The sequence below is a fragment of the Saccharopolyspora sp. NPDC050642 genome (assembly GCF_040654735.1).
Lineage (GTDB): Bacteria > Actinomycetota > Actinomycetes > Mycobacteriales > Pseudonocardiaceae > Saccharopolyspora > Saccharopolyspora elongata.
Map to the genome: position 1 here is coordinate 130,873 of NZ_JBFAIN010000013.1, position 16,586 is coordinate 147,458.

General features: G+C 71.0%; 15 protein-coding genes. 6 read left to right on the plus strand and 9 right to left on the minus strand.

Annotated elements, in window-relative coordinates; all coding sequences use genetic code 11:
* Nucleotides 1–52: 52 nt before the first annotated feature.
* The 5 genes from AB0H93_RS21645 to AB0H93_RS21665 form a co-directional block, all read right to left on the minus strand.
* Nucleotides 53–1,480 (minus strand): amino acid permease, encoded by a 1,428-nt coding sequence (locus AB0H93_RS21645; protein ID WP_358574780.1) that lies wholly within the window; start codon nt 1,478–1,480, stop codon nt 53–55.
* A 1-nt stretch (nt 1,481) separates the two neighbouring features.
* Nucleotides 1,482–2,651: an aminotransferase class V-fold PLP-dependent enzyme gene (locus AB0H93_RS21650; protein WP_358574781.1), complete on the minus strand. Its 1,170-nt coding sequence runs from the start codon at nt 2,649–2,651 to the stop codon at nt 1,482–1,484.
* Nucleotides 2,652–2,688: 37 nt separating this feature from the next.
* A complete protein-coding gene (locus AB0H93_RS21655; RefSeq protein ID WP_358574783.1) occupies nt 2,689–3,225 on the minus strand; it encodes an XRE family transcriptional regulator in 537 nt (178 codons plus the stop codon).
* 177 nt (nt 3,226–3,402) lie between these two features.
* Complete coding sequence (locus AB0H93_RS21660) at nt 3,403–5,046, minus strand: thiamine pyrophosphate-binding protein (protein ID WP_358574784.1); 1,644 nt, start codon at nt 5,044–5,046, stop codon at nt 3,403–3,405.
* Between the two features lie 18 nt (nt 5,047–5,064).
* On the minus strand, nt 5,065–5,841 hold the full coding sequence (locus AB0H93_RS21665; protein WP_358574785.1) for a cyclase family protein: 777 nt from the start codon (nt 5,839–5,841) through the stop codon (nt 5,065–5,067).
* Nucleotides 5,842–5,999: 158 nt separating this feature from the next.
* Here AB0H93_RS21665 and AB0H93_RS21670 point away from each other — a divergent pair, with 158 nt between their 5' ends.
* Nucleotides 6,000–6,872, plus strand: a complete 873-nt coding sequence (locus AB0H93_RS21670; RefSeq protein WP_132495661.1) for a PaaX family transcriptional regulator C-terminal domain-containing protein — start codon at nt 6,000–6,002, stop codon at nt 6,870–6,872.
* Between the two features lie 112 nt (nt 6,873–6,984).
* Here the strand turns inward: AB0H93_RS21670 and AB0H93_RS21675 are convergent, their stop codons facing one another.
* Both AB0H93_RS21675 and AB0H93_RS21680 read right to left on the minus strand, forming a co-directional pair.
* Nucleotides 6,985–7,386, minus strand: coding sequence for a RidA family protein (locus AB0H93_RS21675; RefSeq protein ID WP_358574786.1), 402 nt, complete (start codon nt 7,384–7,386; stop codon nt 6,985–6,987).
* Entirely contained in the window at nt 7,383–8,138 is a 756-nt protein-coding gene (locus AB0H93_RS21680; RefSeq protein ID WP_358574787.1) for an SDR family oxidoreductase, read from the minus strand. Before AB0H93_RS21680 ends, AB0H93_RS21675 begins: the two co-directional genes overlap by 4 nt.
* Before the next feature lie 82 nt (nt 8,139–8,220).
* On the opposite strand from AB0H93_RS21680, the gene AB0H93_RS21685 reads away from it, so the two are divergent.
* The 4 genes from AB0H93_RS21685 (at nt 8,221) to AB0H93_RS21700 (ending at nt 12,432) form a co-directional block, all read left to right on the plus strand.
* Nucleotides 8,221–10,587 (plus strand): bifunctional salicylyl-CoA 5-hydroxylase/oxidoreductase, encoded by a 2,367-nt coding sequence (locus AB0H93_RS21685; RefSeq protein WP_358574789.1) that lies wholly within the window; start codon nt 8,221–8,223, stop codon nt 10,585–10,587.
* The gene (locus AB0H93_RS21690; RefSeq protein ID WP_358574792.1) at nt 10,584–11,714 is read left to right on the plus strand and encodes an acyl-CoA dehydrogenase family protein; all 1,131 of its coding nucleotides are present in this window, start codon (nt 10,584–10,586) and stop codon (nt 11,712–11,714) included. Before AB0H93_RS21685 ends, AB0H93_RS21690 begins: the two co-directional genes overlap by 4 nt.
* Nucleotides 11,715–11,736: 22 nt before the next feature.
* Nucleotides 11,737–11,937 (plus strand): DUF1737 domain-containing protein, encoded by a 201-nt coding sequence (locus tag AB0H93_RS21695; protein WP_358574794.1) that lies wholly within the window; start codon nt 11,737–11,739, stop codon nt 11,935–11,937.
* 150 nt (nt 11,938–12,087) lie between these two features.
* Nucleotides 12,088–12,432, plus strand: a complete 345-nt coding sequence (locus AB0H93_RS21700) for a hypothetical protein (protein ID WP_358574795.1) — start codon at nt 12,088–12,090, stop codon at nt 12,430–12,432.
* Between the two features lie 169 nt (nt 12,433–12,601).
* On the opposite strand, the gene AB0H93_RS21705 is transcribed toward AB0H93_RS21700, so the two are convergent.
* On the minus strand, nt 12,602–13,429 hold the full coding sequence (locus AB0H93_RS21705; RefSeq protein ID WP_358574797.1) for an enoyl-CoA hydratase family protein: 828 nt from the start codon (nt 13,427–13,429) through the stop codon (nt 12,602–12,604).
* 174 nt (nt 13,430–13,603) lie between these two features.
* Here AB0H93_RS21705 and AB0H93_RS21710 point away from each other — a divergent pair, with 174 nt between their 5' ends.
* Nucleotides 13,604–15,229, plus strand: coding sequence for an AMP-binding protein (locus AB0H93_RS21710; protein ID WP_358574798.1), 1,626 nt, complete (start codon nt 13,604–13,606; stop codon nt 15,227–15,229).
* A 114-nt stretch (nt 15,230–15,343) separates the two neighbouring features.
* On the opposite strand, the gene kynU is transcribed toward AB0H93_RS21710, so the two are convergent.
* On the minus strand, nt 15,344–16,585 hold the full coding sequence (gene kynU, locus AB0H93_RS21715) for a kynureninase (protein ID WP_358574800.1): 1,242 nt from the start codon (nt 16,583–16,585) through the stop codon (nt 15,344–15,346).
* Nucleotide 16,586: the final 1 nt, after the last annotated feature.

Below are 16,586 nucleotides of genomic sequence, written 5' to 3' on the forward strand. Positions count from 1 at the left end.
TCACGAGACGAACCTGCCTTCGCCTGCAGTGTAAAGGCAGTCGGCGCGAGACTCATCTGCGCTCCGGTTGCGCGGAAGACCTCCTGCGCGGCTTCCGGCCGATGGCGAAGTAGATCGCGCTCAGCACGATGAAGAACGGCACGCCCGCCCACCAGGCGACCGCCAGGTCGTCGATGAACGCCGTGGACACCAGGATGGCCACCAGGAAGAGGATCGCTGCGATTCCGGTGACCGGCGCGCCGCGCAGACGCACCTTCGGCAGCGGTAGGCCCGCCGCCGCGCGGGCCCGCCGGAACGCCAGGTGCGTGACGAGGATGAGGATCCACACCGCCAGGGCGCCGAAGATGGACAACCCGAACAGCACCAGGTACGCGGCGTTGCCTTGCGCGGCCGACAGCACGGTGGCGACGAGCAGCCCGGCCGCGCTGAGCAGCAGCGCGTTGCGCGGCACGCCGCCCTTGCTCAACCGGGCGGTCCAGCGCGGCGCGTAGCCGTGCCCGGCGAGGGAGTGCAGCATCCGGGTGCACAGGTAGAGGTTCGTGTTCGCGCTGGATAGCGCCGCGGTCAGCACCACGAAGTTCATCACCAGCGCGGCGAACGGGATTCCGGCCGCGCCGAAGACCGTCACGAAAGGGCTCTCGGACACCCCGCTGCTCTGCGCGACCGTCGTCCAGGGCACCACGGTCAGGACCAGGGCGATGGCCAGCAGGTAGAACAGGGACAACCGCAGCACCATCTGCCGGGCCGCGCGGGGGATGTCGCGTTCCGGGTTCTCCGACTCGGCCGCGGTCACCGAGACGACCTCGGTGCCGATGAAGCTGAACAGCGCGAACACCATCGCCAGGTACAGGCCGGTCCACCCGTTGGGCAGGAACCCGCCGTGCGTCACCAGGTTGTCGAAACCGGTGGGCTCGGCGTTCGGCAGCCCGACGGTCACCAGCGCGAGCGCCAGCAGGATGAACACCACGATCGCGGTGACCTTGATCATCGAGAACCAGTACTCGAAGGTGCCGAACAGCCCGACCGCGCCCGCGTTCACCGCGAGGATGAGCACCGAGAACGCCACCACGGGCAGCCACAGCGGCAGCTGGGGCCACCAGAACTGCGTGTAGATCCCGGCCGCGATCAGCTCGCCGCCCACCGCGATGACCTGGATGGTCCAGTACGTCCAGCGCACCACGAACCCCGCCCACGGGCCCAGGTAGCGGTGCGCGATCGCGCCGAACGCGCCCGCGTCCGGGTGCTGGACCACCATCTCGGCCAGCGCCCAGGCGATCACGAGCGCGACCAGCGCGCAGGCGAGGTAGGCGAGCACGGTGGCCGGCCCGGCCTGCGAGATCGCCAGGCTGGACCCCAGGAACAGGCCGGTGCCGATCGCGCCGCCCAGCCCGATCATGGTCACCTGGCGGCGCGTCAGCTGCCGGCGCAGCCCGGTGCCGGACGTGCCCACCCCGGTTGCACTGCCTGTGGTGGAGTCCATTTCATCTCCCGGATCTGCGGTAGTCGGCGATGGCCGCAGCGACGGCGTCCACATCGGACTCGTTGTTGTAGAAGTGGAAGGACATCCGCAGCACGGTGCCGCGCGGGCTGGTCGCGATCCGGCGTTCGGCGAGCCATGCGGCGAGTTCGCCCGGGTCGTCGTCGAGGAGCGCGACCTGCGGCCCGCGCGACGCCGGATCGGACGGTGACCAGAGCCGCTCGCCCGCCGCCAGCAGCTCGTCCTGCAGCCGCTGGGTCAGTCCGCTGACGTGGTCGTGCACCGCTGTCGGGTCCAGGCGGTTGACCAGGTCCAGGCTCGCGTTCGCGCCGTAGGCGGCCGGAATGCCGGGCGTGCCGGTTTCGTAGCGGCTCGCGCGCGCCGGATGATCCACCGAGCGCGGATCGAACGCGAACGGGTTCTCGCGGCCGAACCACCCGGTCAGCTGCGGTGCCACCGCATCCTGCACGCCGCGGCGCGCGTACAGGAACGCGATGCCGGGGATGCCCAGCACGTACTTGAGCGCGCCGGCGACGAGGAAGTCGCAGCCGAGCTCCTCGACGTCGATGCGGTGCACGCCCGCGGCCTGGTAGGCGTCGACGAACGTCGTCGCGCCCTGCTCCTTCGCGCGGGTGATCACCTCGCGGACCGGCAGCAGGAGGCCGTTGCGGTAGGACACCAGCGGCACCGACACCAGCCGGGTCCGCTCGTCGATCGCGTCCAGGTAGTCCTCGGTGCGAACCTGCCCGTCTTCGGCCCCGACGTGGACGACCTCGGCTCCCCGGGCGCGCTGCGCGAGCCACACGTGCGCGATGGAGGGGAACTCCATGTCGGTGGTGACGATGCGCGGCCGCTCGGCGTAGGACCTGGTCGACGCCGCCTGGAAGGCGCCTTCGGTGGCGTTGGCCAGGACCGCGATCTCGTCGGGCTCGGCCCCGATCAGCTTCGCGAAGCCTCGACGCGCCTGTTCGACCTGGTCCATCCAGATCTCCCACGGCGCTCCGTGCACGTGCATGGTGCGTTGGAACTCGGCGAGCGCGTCGCCGAGCTGGTAGGAGGCGGCGCCCTGGCTGCAACTGGCCAGGTGCACGTTCTCGGCCAGCGACGGGAAGGAGGCGCGGAACAGGTCCGGGTCGGTGATGGTCTCGGCGGGCTGTGCCGGGGTGGCGTTCACGGTGCGATTCCTCTGCGGGTGGGCGGATTCGGCCGGGTCAGTAGCTCGGCGGGGTCACCGATACCAGGAAGGTGGCGGTGTCGGTACCCGGGTTGACGAAGCGGTGCGGGACTCGCGAGTCGAAGTAGCAGCTGTCGCCCGGTTCCAGCCGGATCCGGGAGTCGCCCACCTCCACCAGCAGCTCACCCGCCTGGGCGAGCACGCATTCCTCGGAGGGGTGGCTCCACGGCTCCTCCGACGACGCGGCACCGGGTTCCAGGCGGCCTTCGAGCAGCTCCAGGCGGCCCGAGCCGGGGGACAGGCGCGTGTAGGCGATCCCGCCGTGCGGCGAGCCGACCTTCATCCGCCGCTCGCGGCGGACCACGGCCACCTGCTGCACGTCCTCCTCGGCGAAGAGGCTGAACAGCGGGACTTCCAGCGTTTTCGCCAGTCGCCGCAGGGTTTCCAGGCTGGGGTCGTGGATGCTGCGCTCGACCTGGCTGAGCAGCCCGGTGGACAGGCCGGTGAGTTCGGCCAGCTGCTTGAGGGTGAGGTTGCGCTTCTGGCGCAACTCCCGGAGGTGGGGGCCGATCATGGCTTCGAGCCTTCGGTGTGGGTGAAGTATTTCAGTGAGGATGAATCCCCGTACGCGCGAAGTCAATACCGCGGCACCGCAGATCGCCGAGCGCCAGAATTGCTTGCGCTGGAACAGAATCGCTGGGACGGCGAACCTTCTGCGCCGATTCCGGGGTCCGTCGCGAATCCGCGACGGTCAGTGGCCGCGGAATGCTTCGACGAGCCACCAGGCGCCTTCGCCCGGGGCGATCTTGGCGTCGATCACCAGCGGCGTGGCACGCGGTCCGTTCAGCCAGTCGCGGACCGGCGCGAGGTCGGCCTCGGTGCGCACCGTGAGTCCGGTGCAGTCGAAGCCGCGCGCGGCGGCCGCGAGGTCGGTGTCCGGGAACTCGACGGTGTCCAACCGGTGGCCGTCCGGGCCGAAGTGGTGGACCTCCGCGCCGTAGGCGTGGTCGTTGTAGACCACGATCACCATCGGCAGGCCGAGCCGGGCCGCCGTTTCCAGTTCGGCGATGCCCATCAGCGCGCCGCCGTCGCCGAGCGCGGCGACCGGCAGCCGGTCCGGGCGGGCCAGCGCCGCGCCGATGGCGGTGGCCAGGCCGAGGCCGATGGACTGGAAGGCCTGGGTGAAGCAGAAGCCCTGCTCGTCGGGGACCCGCAGGAACATGCTCGGGTAGCCCATGAAGTTGCCGGAATCCACCGCCAGCACCCGCTCTTCGGGCAGCAGTGCGTCCAGGGCGATGGTCAGCGCGCGCGGATCGATGGCGTCCGGTGTGGACTCGTCGTCGAAAGCCACGTCGCGCCAGGACCCAGCGCTCGCGATCCGCTCCCGCACCTCCGGATCGCGGTAACCGGCGGGCCGGATGCCGCGATCGGCGAGTTCGGCCCGGGCCGCCTCGGCGGTCGCGGCGACGTCGCCGAGCACCCCGAGGTCGACCGGGCGGTGCGCGCCGATGGCCTCGCTCTCGACGTCGACCTGCACCAGCGCGGACCCGGCGCCGATCAGGTTGCCGTGCCGCGTGGTCCACATGTTCAGGGCGGTGCCCCAGCCGACGATGAGGTCCGCGCCGGAGATCAGCTCGGCGGCCAGCGGCGTGGCGAACCCGCCGGAGACGTCCAGCGACCACGGGTCGTCGTGGAACAGGCCCCGCGCCACCGCCGAGGTGGCCAGCAGCGCCCCGCAGGACTCGGCCAGCGCCCGCAGCTCGGCGCCGGCGTGCCGGGCACCGCGACCGGCGATGAAGACCGGGCGTTGCGCGGTGACCAGCCGGTCGGCGAGTTCCCGCACCGCCGCGGCGGACGGCGCGACCGGGTTCAGCGCCGGGAGCTGCGGGACGTGCGGTTCGCCGTCGAACTCCGCCGCCTGGACGTCCAGCGGCAGGTTCAGCACCACGGTCCGCCTGCCCTCGGTCGCCAGCCGGACCGCCCGCACCACGTCGTCGACGGCGGTGGCCGCGCTGTGCACCCGCTCCGCGCGGGCGCCGACGGCCGTGGCCAGCGCATCCTGGTCGATCCGGAAGTTCGAGCGGATCGCCGCGGAGGCCGTCTCCGCGGCGAGCACGAGCAGCGGGGTCCGGCTCTTGGCCGCTTCGGTGATGCCGGTGAGCGCATTGGTCAGCCCGCAGCCCTGGTGCACCGAGAGCACCCCGAGGCGGCCGCTGGTGCGCGCATACGCGTCGGCCATCGTCGCCGCGCCGCCTTCGTGGCGGGCGGCCACGAACCGCGCACCCGCGGCGACCAGTGCGTTGGTGACGTGGAAGTTGCCGCTGCCGACGACGCCGAAGACGTGGTCGGCGCCCAGTGCGGCCACCGTGCGGCCGACGACCTCGGCGACGTTCATCTCGTCCCTTCCGGTGGGTCAGTCCTGCTCGATCAGCGCCAGGACCCGCGTCGGGCTGCCGGAGCCGTTGACGATCGGCAGCGGCGCGGCGATCAGCACCGCTCCGGTGGGTGGCAGCAGCGCGAGGTTCTGCAGTTGGGTGAGGCCGTACTTGCCGGCGCCGAGCAGCAGCGAGTGGCAGGGGAAGGCCGGTTCGAAGGTGGGCGCCATCCCGGCGTCGGTGCCCACCGTCTCCACTCCGATGCCGATCAGGGCGCTCTCCTCGGCCAGCCAGCGGGCGCAGTCCGGCGAGATCCCCGGGGTGTGCGAGCCGCTGTCGTCGGCGTTGAGGAACTCCGCCTGATCGCCGCTGCGCGCGTCCCAGCCGGTCCGCACCAGCAGCCAGCCGCCCTCGGGCAGGGGGCCGTGCGCGGATTCCCACTCGCGGATGTGCCCGGTCTCCAGCAGGAAGTCCGGATCCTCGGCGACCTGCGCGGAGCAGTCCAGCACCGCGGCCGGGCCGATCATCTGCCGGGGCGGGACCGAAGCCACGTCGAGGCCGTCGCGGCCGGTGACCCAGTGCACCGGCGCGTCGAAGTGGGTGCCGGTGTGCTCCCCGGTGTGGATGTTGTTCCAGTACCAGGCGGGGCCGCGGTCGTCGAACCGGCTGATCTCCTCCAGGCTGAAGCCGATCGTGTTGGAGAACGGCTCCGGTAGCCGCAGGACGGGCACGTCGGACGTCAGGGGCGCGGTCAGGTCGATGACGCTGATCCGGCCGGACGTCAGCGCCCGCAGCAGTTCGTCGAGGACGGCCACGTTCTTCGCCTCCGGAATCCGGGAACTGGACGACGTGCGGGATCCTACTTCGCGTCCGGGGCGCTGCCAATGCGCCGGGAATCACCCGGTGCGGCAGGGAATTCGGGCGCAGCACTGTGGATCGAGTCGGTCCGCGCGGCCGCTGTTATCGTGTTCGCGTGACGACGGACATCGTGACGGATGGCGCATCGGTCGGCGATGCCGTGGTGGGCGAGCTGACCGGCCGAGGCATGCAGCCCAGGCAGCTGATCGTCACCCTCTACGGCTTGTACGCGCGGGAGGCCGGTGGCTGGCTGTCGGTGGCGTCGTTGGTGCGGCTGCTCGCGGATCTGGGCGTCGACGAGCCCGCGGTGCGCTCCTCGATCTCGCGGCTGAAGCGGCGCGGCATCCTGCTGGCCGAGCGGCGCGGCGGGGCGGCGGGATACGAGCTGTCCGGTGCCGCGCTGGAGATCCTGCGCGAAGGCGACGAGCGGATCTTCCGCCGGGAGCGCGCCACCCTCGCCGACGGGTGGGTGCTGGCGGTGTTCTCGGTCCCGGAATCCGAGCGGCAGAAGCGGCACGTGCTGCGCACCCAGCTGACGCGCCTGGGCTTCGGCACCGCCGCGCCGGGGGTGTGGATCGCCCCGGCCGACCTGCGGGACGCGGCGAGCAGCGTCCTGCAGCGCTACGAGCTGGCCGGCTACGCCGATCTGTTCCACGCGGAGCACCTCGCCTTCGGCGATCTGCGGACCAAGGTGGCGCAGTGGTGGGACCTGGAGCAGCTGCAGGAGCTCTACGGCGAGTTCATCGGGGTGCACCAGCCGGTGCTGCGGCGGTGGCGGCGCCGCCGGTCGCCGCGCGGGCCGGAGGCCTTCGCCGACTACGTGCGGGTGCTCACGGACTGGCGCCGGTTGCCCTACCTGGACCCCGGGCTGCCCGCCGAGCTGCTGCCGAAGGACTGGAACGGGACGGTGGCCGCCGAGGTGTTCTTCGAGCTGAAGTCCCTGCTGGAGCGGCAGGCCCACGACCACGTCGAAGCCGTCGCGCGCTGATCGCTCGGGAGTTGTTCCGGAAGGCTCCGGGAACGCCCATCCGCGAAACCGGCGTTCCGTGTGGAGGCGGGTGGCGGCTTCGCGCGAAACCTCCACCCGGTGCAACCACTTCTCAGGCGGGGATCGCGGCGGTGCCCTTGATCTCGACCAGCGCCTCGGCGTCCCAGAGGCGCTGCACGCCGATCCCGGCCATCGCCGGGTAGTCCCGTCCGGCGAGTTCGCGCCACACCGCCCCGATTTCCCGGGCGTGCGCGCGGTAGTCGTCCACGTCCACGATGTAGACGGTCAGCTCGGTCACCTGCTCGGGGCGGCCCCCGGCGGCGCGCAGCGCGGTGAGCAGGTTGCCCAGCGCCTGCCGGAACTGCGCGACGACGCCGTCCCCGACGATCTTGCCGTCCGCGTCGAGCGCGGTCTGGCCGGCCAGGAACACCAGGCGGCAGTCCGAGGCCACCACGGCGTGCGAGAAACCCGCCGGGCGGGCCAGTTCCGCGGGGTTGATCCGTTCGATGGTCATGATTGCACCGCTCCTCCGTCCACAGTGATCCCTTGCCCGTTGATCGCGGCGTTGCGCACGCACAGCTCCACGACGTCGGCGACCTCGTCCGGGCTGATCAGCCGGCCGATGGGCTGCCGGCCCTCCAGCGCGCTGCGGGCCTGTTGCGCGCTCCGCCCGGTCTTGGCGGTGATGTTGTCGATGGTGCGTTCGGTCATCGGCGTGTCGACGAAGCCGGGGCACACGGCGTTGACCGTGACACCCGTCCTGGCCAGCTCCGCGGCGGCCGAGCGCACCAGACCGAGCACGCCGTGCTTGCTGGCGGTGTAGGCGCTGACGTAGGGGTCACCGCGCTTGGCGGCCATCGACGCGATCACCACGATCCGGCCGAAGCCGCGTTCGACCATCGCCGGAACCGCCCGGCGCAGGAAGCGGAACGGCGCGGTCAGGTTGATCTGCAGCGCGCGTTCCCAGTCGTCGTCGGTCGTCGCGGTCAGCGGTGCCGAGGTCGCGGTGCCCGCGTTGAGCACCAGGACCTCGACCGGCCCCCATTCGCGTTCGACCGCGTCGAAAACGCGGTCCGGGGCCTGCGCGTCGGCGAGGTCGGCGGGCAGGTCGAGCGCCGGCCCGGGCAGCCGCGCGGCGGCCTCGGCGAGCTCCCCGGCGCTTCGCGCGGTGAGCGCGACGCGGTTGCCGGATTCGGAAAGTCGCTGGGCGATGGCGCGACCGATGCCCCTACCGGCGCCGGTGACCAGGCAGTTTCTTGTCGTCACGGAGGCGATATTACGTAGAATTGACGGTCGTGCGCAATGCGGCATACGCTGCCGGGAGCGGAACCGACGGAAGGAGCCCGCGGTGCGCATCGCGGTCATCGGTGGCGGTCCAGGCGGTCTGTACTTCTCCGCGCTGCTGCGGCAGCTCGGCCCGGAGCACGAGATCGCCGTGTGGGAGCGCAACGCGCCGGACGACACCTTCGGATTCGGCGTGGTGTTCTCCGACGAGACCCTCGGCGGCATCGAGCACGCCGACACCGGGATCTTCCACGCCATGCAACGGGAATTCGCCAGGTGGGACGACATCGACGTGCACCACCGGGGCGCCTCGTCCACCTCCGGCGGCCACGGCTTCGCCGCGATGAGCCGCAAGCGGCTGCTGCGCATCCTGCAGGAGCGGTGCCGCGAACTGGGCGTGGCGCTGCACTTCCAGGCCGAGGCGCCGGACGTCGAGCGGCTGTCCGCCGACTACGACCTGGTGGTCGCGGCCGACGGCGCGAACTCGGCGGTGCGCGCCCGGTACCCGGAGACCTTCCGGCCCAGCGTGGAAACCGGGCGCTGCAAGTACATCTGGCTGGGCACCGACCTGGTCTTCGACGCGTTCAAGTTCGTCGTCCAGGACACGCCCCACGGCATCATGCAGCTGCACGGCTACCCCTACAGCCGCGATGCCAGCACCTTCATCGTCGAAATGCACGAGGACGTCTGGCAGCGCGCCGGATTCGCCGACTTCGCCGCCTCGGCCTCGACCAGGCCCGGCGACAGCGACGAGAAGTCCATCGAGCTGATCCGGGAGCTGTTCGCCGACACCCTGGCCGGCCACGAGGTCTTCGCCAACAACTCGAAGTGGCTGAGCTTCCGGACCGTGCGCTGCGATTCATGGCGCCGCGGCAACGTCGTGCTGCTCGGCGATGCTGCGCACACCGCGCACTTCTCCATCGGCTCCGGCACGAAGCTGGCCATGGAAGACGCTCTGGCGCTGGTGGCCTGCCTGCACGAGCAGCCCTCGATCGACGCAGCGCTGGAGGCGTACGAGGCGGAGCGACGTGCGGTGGTGACCTCCACGCAGCGCGCGGCGCAGGCCAGCCTGGAGTGGTTCGAGAACATCGGCCAGTACGTGCACCAGGATCCCGCGCAGTTCGCCTTCAACCTGCTCACCCGCAGCCGCCGCGTCACCTACGACAACCTGCGGCTGCGAGACCCGGAATTCGTCGCCGGGATCGACGCCTGGTTCGCCGGCGCGGGCGAGGTCCGGCCGCCGATGTTCCAGCCGGTGCGGCTCGGACCGCTGGAGCTGCCCAACCGCGTGGTCGTCTCGCCGATGGACATGTACAGCGCGGTCGACGGCGTGCCGGACGACTTCCACCTCGTGCACCTCGGCAGCAAGGCCCTCGGCGGGGCCGGGCTGGTGATGACCGAGATGGTGTGCGTGTCCGAGCAGGGGCGGATCACGCCGGGCTGCGCCTGCCTGTGCACCCCGGAGCAGGAGGCGGCCTGGCGGCGGGTGGTGGATTTCGTGCACGGGAACACCGCCGCGAAGATCGGCGTCCAGCTGGGGCATTCGGGCCGCAAGGGTTCGACGAAGCTGATGTGGGACGGCATCGACGACCCGCTGGACGAGGGGAACTGGGAGGTCGTCGGCCCCTCGCCGCTGCCGTACTCGGCGGCGAACCAGACGCCGCGCGAGCTCACCGCGGCCGAGCTCGCCGACATCAAGCAGCAGTTCGTCGCCGCCGCGCAAGCCGCCGCGCGGGCCGGCTTCGACGTGCTCGAACTGCACTGCGCCCACGGTTACCTGCTGTCGTCCTTCATCTCCCCGTTGGCCAACCAGCGCACCGACGAGTACGGCGGTTCCCTGGCAGGCAGGCTGCGGTTCCCGCTGGGGGTCTTCGACGCGGTCCGCGAGGTGTGGCCGGCCGACCGGCCGATGACGGTGCGGATCTCGGCCACCGACTGGCACGAGGGCGGGGTGGACGCCGACGAGGCGGTGCGGGTCGCGCGCGCGTTCGCCGAGCACGGCGCGGCGGGCATCGACGTCTCCACCGGGCAGGTGGTCAAGGCCGAGCGACCGGCGTTCGGCCGGAGCTACCAGACGCCGTTCGCCGACCGGATCCGCAACGAGGTCGCGCGCGAGCACGACATCGCGGTGATCGCGGTCGGCGCGATCTCCTCCTACGACGACGTCAACTCGCTGATCCTGGCGGGCCGGGCCGATCTGTGCGCGGTCGGCCGGACCCATCTCTACGATCCACAATGGACTCTGCACGCGGCGATCGAGCAGGACTACGACGGTCCCGGTGCGGTGTGGCCGAAGCAGTTCCGGGCCGGTAGGCGCAAGCCGCAGACCGGGCGCACGGACGGGCCGAAACCCCGCCTGGAGCTGATCCGCAGCGGCGGCCGGGGCACCGCCCACGCGCGCTGGAACCCCGCCGAGGAGGGGACGGAATGAGCACCTTCGCACTCACCGCGCAACAGCGCGAGTTCGTCGAACACGTGGGCCGGGTCGCCGCCGAACAACTGCGGCCGGTGGCCGAGTCCGGCACGCCCGGCTCGGTCAACCGGGACCTGATCAAGGCGATGGGGGAGCAGGGCCTGCTGACGAAGCTCTTCCCCGGCGGCGCGGGATCGCGGGAGGCGGCCTCGCTGGACCTCTGCCTGCTGCGCGAGTCGCTGGCGCGCGTGTGCACCGAGGCCGAGACCGCACTGGCGCTGCAGGGGCTGGGCAGCTACCCGGTGCTGCAGTCCGGCCAGGACGAGCAGGTGCGGCGCTGGATCCCGGCGGTCGCGGCCGGGGATGCGGTCGCGGCGTTCGCGCTCACCGAGCCCGAGGCCGGGTCGGACGCCGCCGCGCTGGAACTGGCCGCCGAGCCCGACGGCGACGGCTGGCGGCTGACCGGGGAGAAGATCTGGATCTCCAACGCTCCGGAAGCCGACTTCTACGCGGTGTTCGCCCGCACGACGGCCGGTGCCGGAGCCAGGGGCGTGAGCGCCTTCGTGGTGCCCGCCGACCGCCGGGGGCTGTCCGGCGAGCACCTGGACATGATCAGCCCGCATCCGATCGGCCGGCTGACCTTCGACGGCGTCCGGGTGCACCGCGCGGAGCTGCTGGGGGAGCAGGACCGGGGATTCCGGGTGGCGATGCGCACGCTGGACCTGTTCCGCCCCAGTGTCGGCGCCTTCGCGGTGGGCATGGCGCAAGCGGCCCTGGACGCGGCGGTCGAGCACGCCGGAGCGCGCCGGGCCTTCGGCGGAACGCTCAAGGACCTCCAAGCGGTGTCGCACCCGCTGGCGGAGATGGCCACCCGGACCGAGGCGGCCCGCCTGCTGGTCTACTCGGCGGCAGCGGCCTACGACACGGGCGAGCAGAACCTGGCCGGGCGCTCGGCGATGGCGAAGCTCTTCGCCACGGAGACGGCCCAGTACGTGGTGGACGCTGCGGTCCAGATCCACGGAGCCCGAGCGCTCCACAAAGGACACCTGCTCGAACACCTCTACCGGGAGGTCCGAGCCCCGCGGATCTACGAAGGAGCCTCGGAAGTCCAACGCACCATCATCGCCCGCGACCTCTACCGCTGATCCCGGCTGAGATGATGACCGCATGAGCGCACCCCCGGATGGATTGCCGGTCTACCGAGTCCTGACCGGCCCCGATGACGCGACGTTCTGCCGCCGGGTCAGCGAGGCGATCGCGCTCGGCTACCGCTTGCACGAAGGCCCTGCCGTGACCTTCAACGGCGAGCGCGTGATCGTGGCTCAGGCACTGCTGTGGCCTGGCGCCGGCGATGCGCCTGCCGACTAGCGCTCCGGATCGTGGCTGGGGCCGTCAGCGGCCCTGCCACACCGGAGAGCGCTTGGCGTTGAAGACGGCGTGGAACTCCGCGTAGTCGGCCATCTTCAACCGCAGTCTCAGGCCCTGTCCGGCGGATCATGGCGTCGTAGGCTCCAGGACATGCACAGCACTCTGACGGAGCACGCCCGGTGTCTCTACGGGGACCCGTACCGACCCACGCCGGAGTGCGACCAGGAACACCGGGAGCACTACTTCGTCGAGGAGCTGACCTTCGCGGACGCGGACGAGATCCTCGCCATGCTGCGTGGGCTCAGTCCACACGTGGTTGACGGCCAGTTGCCGGTCTGGGTCCGGAATCTGGCCTATCGGCTGGTGTTGTTGCAGCGGCCGGACCAGCCGGCGCTGATGCGCGAGGCTGCCGAGAACCTGTGGCTTCACGGGCCGGACTGGGACGACATCGCGGCAGACCTGGAGAGGCGGGCCGATGCCCTGGAAGCCGGCTGATCATGGCTTGAGCCGGCACGGATCGAGGCCGCGGTGACAGTGCCGTGCCAGACATAGGCGCTCCATGGACATGCCAACGACTTGAACCTCAGGCAGGTCGCATGATCCGCCGAACAGGACCTGGGCTGGATATAGCCCTTCGCGCATGGCCAGGTCGTGGCTGCGATCGTCAGCGGCCCTGCCAGTTCGGGGGGCGCTTGGCGTTGAAGGCGGCGTGGAACTCCGCGTAGTCCGCCGTTTTCATCAGCAGGGCTTGGGTTACCGCTTCTAGTTCCAGGGCTCCGGAGAGGCTCATGTCGAGTTCCCGGGTGAGCAGTTCCTTGGTCTGGGCGTAGCCCTGGAACGGGCCGGTGGCCAGGCGTCGGGCCAGCGCGGCCACCGCTTCGTCCAGTTCGTCGTCCTCGACGAGTTCGCTCACCAGGCCGTAGCGTTCCGCCTTCTCCGCGTCGATCGTGTCGCCGAGCATCAGCAGCTGGGTGGCGCGGCCGAGGCCGACCAGGCGGGGTAGCAGGTAGGCCGAGCCCATGTCGGCGCCGGAGAGGCCGACCTTGGTGAACAGGAACGCGAACTTCGCCGAGCGGGACGCAATGCGGAAGTCCGCCGCCAGGGCGATGACGGAGCCCGCGCCGGCCGCCATGCCGTGCAGCGCCACGATGATCGGGATCGGGCACTCCCGCATCGCCTTGATCACCGCGCCGGTCATCTTGGTGAACTCCAGCAGCCGGTCGGCGTCCATCTTCAGCGTTTCGCCGATGATCTCGTTGACGTCGCCGCCGGAGCAGAACGCCCGCCCTTCGCCGCGCAGCACGAGCGCTCGCGTGTCGCCGCGCTGCGGGAGCTCGGTCAGCAGGTCGCGCAGGTCCGCGTACGCCTCGAAGGTGAGCGCGTTGAGCTTGTCCGGCCGGTCGAAGGTGACGGTGGCGACGCCATCGGCGTGCTCGAAGCCGAAGTGCTCCCACTCGGCGGTGATGGGGACCGATCCGCGGAACGGGCTCATGGGGCGTCCTCCCTGGGCGTGCCGGATGCCGGGAGCGTATCACCGAAATTTGACTGCCGTCATCAACGCGACATGTTTGAGGAGGAGTATGGCGAGATATTGACTGTCGTCACATCAAGTGAATACTTGGGGCAAATCGCGTGGCCCCTGTCGTCGTTGGAGGGAGCGCTGCCGATGCAGCCCTCGTCGCAGTTATCGGTGTCCGGGCACGTCGACACGTTCTGCCGGGACAACTTGCCGCCGCGCGAGCAGTGGCCGCAGTTCCGGTTCGACCTGCCCGAGCTGGCGTACCCGGAGCGCCTCAACTGCGCCGAAGTGCTGCTGGACGACGCGGTGGCGCGGTGGGGGCCGGACCGGCCGTGCCTGGTCACGCCGACCGAGCGCTGGACCTACGGGGAACTCCAGCGGCGCGCCGACCAGGTGGCGCAAGTGCTCGCAGAGGATTTCGGTCTGCAGCCGGGCAACCGGGTGCTGCTGCGCGGCCCGAACAACCCGTGGCTGGTGGCGAGCTGGTTCGGCGTCCTCAAAGCCGGTTGCGTCGCGGTGACCACGATGCCGCTACTGCGCTCCGGCGAGATCGGCCAGCTGATCGAACTCACCCGCCCCGCCCTGGCTCTCTGCGATCACCGCTTCGCCGCCGAGCTCCGCGACGCGACCCCCGGGGTGGCGATCGCGACGTACGGCGTCGACGCGGACGGAAGCCTGGACCGCCGCTGCGCGACGAAGACCGGTGAGTTCACCGCGGTGCCGACGGCCGCCGACGACGTCGCGCTGCTCGCGCCCACCTCTGGCACCACCGGAAAACCCAAGGCCACCATGCACTTCCACCGCGACGTGCTGGCCAATGCGGACACCTTCGCCAAGCACGTGCTCAAGCCCGACGCCGACGACGTGTTCACCGGAACCCCGCCGCTGGGCTTCACCTTCGGGCTGGGCGGCCTGGTCGTGTTCCCGATGCGCGTCGGGGCGTCGTCGCTGCTGCTGGAGAAGGCCGGCCCGGACGACCTGGCCAAGGCGATCGCCGAGCACGGCGTCACGGTGCTGTTCACCGCGCCGACGGCCTACAAAGCACTGCTGTCGGCCGACCGGGGCGCGGACCTGGCGACGCTGCGGCGCTGCGTGTCGGCCGGGGAACACCTGCCCGAGGAGGTGTGGGAGGCGTTCCACGCCCGGACCGGCATCAAGATCATCAACGGCATCGGCGGAACCGAGCTGCTGCACATCTTCATCTCGGCCGCCGACGACGACATCCGGCCGGGCGCCACCGGCAAGGCGGTGCCCGGGTTCGAGGCGGCGGTCCTCGACGACGACGGCGAACCCGTGCCCGATGGCTCGGTGGGGCGCCTCGCGGTGCGCGGGCCGACCGGCTGCCGCTACCTCGACGACGCCCGGCAGCAGCAGTACGTCCAGCACGGCTGGAACATCACCGGCGACACCTACGTCCGCGACGGCGACGGGTACTTCTGGTACCAGGCGCGCAACGACGACATGATCATCTCCGCGGGCTACAACATCGCGGGCCCCGAAGTGGAGGACGCGCTGCTGGGGCACCCAGACGTGGTCGAAGCCGGGGTGGTGGCGTCGCCGGACGAACAGCGCGGCTCGATCGTCAAGGCCTACGTGGTGCTGCGCGACGGACTGGTGGGCGATGCGGACAAGGCCGCCGAGCTGCAGGACTTCGTCAAGCAGCGCATCGCGCCGTACAAGTACCCGAGGGCGATCGAGTTCCTGGAAGCCCTGCCCCGCACCAGCAACGGCAAGCTCCAGCGCTTCGTCCTCCGCGAGCGCGCCCGGGCCTGACCACCGGTCTCCGGACTGGTTCTACGCGGCCGCCTGGACTCCGTCCTCCGCAATTTCCATTGAAATCGAACCTTCGATTTCAATGGAAATTGCGGATCCGGGTGCAGGGGCGAACTAGGTGCCGAGGCGGTCGTCGAGGATCTGGCGCAGTGCGGAGAGTCCGTTGTGGACTTCGGTGAAGCTGGTGCTCAGCGGGGCGAGTCCGATGCGGATCCCGTCGGGCGCGCGGAAGTCCGGGATGACACCGCGGTCCCAGAGCTGCTCGGTGACCTCCCGGAAGTCGGCCCGGCGCACGGTGATGTGGCTGCCGCGGCGCTCGGGTTCGCGCGGTGACGCGAGCTGGACGCCCCGGTCGAACAGCCATGCCTCCGCCAGTTCGAGGGCGTACTGGGTCAGCAGCGACGACTTCGCGCGGACCGCCTCGATCCCCGCTTCTTCGAGCATGTCCAGGCTGGCGAGCAGGGGGAGCATCGCCAGGATCGGGGGCGTGCCGCTGAGCATGCCGCGGATGCCGTCGGCGGGGTGGTAACCCGGGCCCATCTCGAACGGTTCGCGATGTCCCATCCAGCCCCAGATCGGCTGCTGCGCGGAGCCGATGTGGCGGTTGTTGACGTAGCCGAAGGCGGGAGATCCGGGCCCGCCGTTGAGGTACTTGTAGGTGCAGCCGACGGCGAAGTCGGCGTCCCACGCGTCGAGCTCAACGGGTACCGAGCCGGCCGAATGGCAGAGGTCCCACAGCACCAGCGCGCCCGCCCGGTGCGCGGTGCGGGTGATCGCTGCGGCGTCGGCCAGGTAACCTGAGCGGTACGCGACGTGGCTGAACACGACCAGCGCGGTGTCCGGACCCACCGCCGCGGCGACCTGTTCGTCGGTGATGCCCGCCGCCGGGTCGGTCTCGATCCACTTGAGGACCAGATCGCGTTCGGCGGCGATGCCTTCCAGGACGTAGCGGTCGGTGGGGAAGTTGTCGGTGTCGAGGACGATTTCGCGGCGGCCGGGCCGGGCGGCGACCGCGGCGCGGGCGAGCTTGTAGAGCATGACCGTGGTGGAGTCGGCCACGACGACCTGCCCGGCCCCGGCGCCGAGCGCGGCCCGGCCGAGGCGGTCGCCGACCGCGACCGGCCAGTCGAGCCACTCGTCGGTCCAGCCCCGGATCAGGCGCTGCCCCCACTGCTGGTAGATGAACCGGTCCATGCGCTCGGGGAGCGCGCGGGCGGGGCGCCCCAGGGAGTTGCCGTCGAGGTAGGCGACGACGTCCGCGCCCTCGGGGGTCAGGAACCGCTCCCGGAAGCCGCGCAGCGGATCGGCTTCGTCCAGCGCATGCGCCTTCTCCAGGAGGTCGGTGCGGTCGGGCATG